The 544-nt window shown below is 43.0% G+C and carries 1 pseudogene; it reads right to left on the bottom strand.

The window, feature by feature from the left end:
* A pseudogene (locus ACFIQE_RS11355) lies at positions 1–544 on the bottom strand (virulence-associated protein E); the annotation flags it as partial.

The following is a 544-nucleotide window of genomic DNA, read 5'->3' as shown; positions in this document are numbered from 1 at the left end:
ATGTTTTGGATTGTCTTGGCTTAAATGCACCGCGCCACCCGTTACAGATCCCAACATGGCTTTTTCTGGTTTTTGGTCTGTTTTGCAGCTATTGTCTTGTAAAAAGGTTCTATGAATAGCAAAGGATCCAGCCCCTTAACAAGAGCCACCAACGCGGGCAGTGTAATACCTAAAGGGTGTGGACACTTGTCGTAAAAGCGTAAATCAGCAGGCAAATCACACGTGATCCCACGCATACGTAAATAGGTTTCTGCTAAAGTGTTTTTAATTGGTTGGCTTTGTTGCCAAATTACTTTTGCTCTCTCTGCTTTCTGTTTTACTCGTTTGAGATCAGCACAAAACTGTTTTGAGAAAGAAAGCGTATGATCATAAGCTTGTTTTCCAAGCAATCCAATTCTAATAAGCGCTTGTATGATCTCTCTAAAAGAGCAGCCAGCATAACAAGTGAGTAAAAGACGCCCATCATATCCATTGGCAAGGGATAAGCTAGGCAGCCTATCATCATGAGCAGGGCAACGGGCTGTTCCATAACGCCCATGCCAAA

It is taken from the genome of Bartonella sp. AA1HLJMS (assembly GCF_042197445.1).
Classification (GTDB): Bacteria; Pseudomonadota; Alphaproteobacteria; order Rhizobiales; family Rhizobiaceae; genus Bartonella.
The sequence above is the reverse complement of the archived record's forward strand: the minus strand, read 5'-3'. Positions and strand labels throughout refer to the sequence as shown.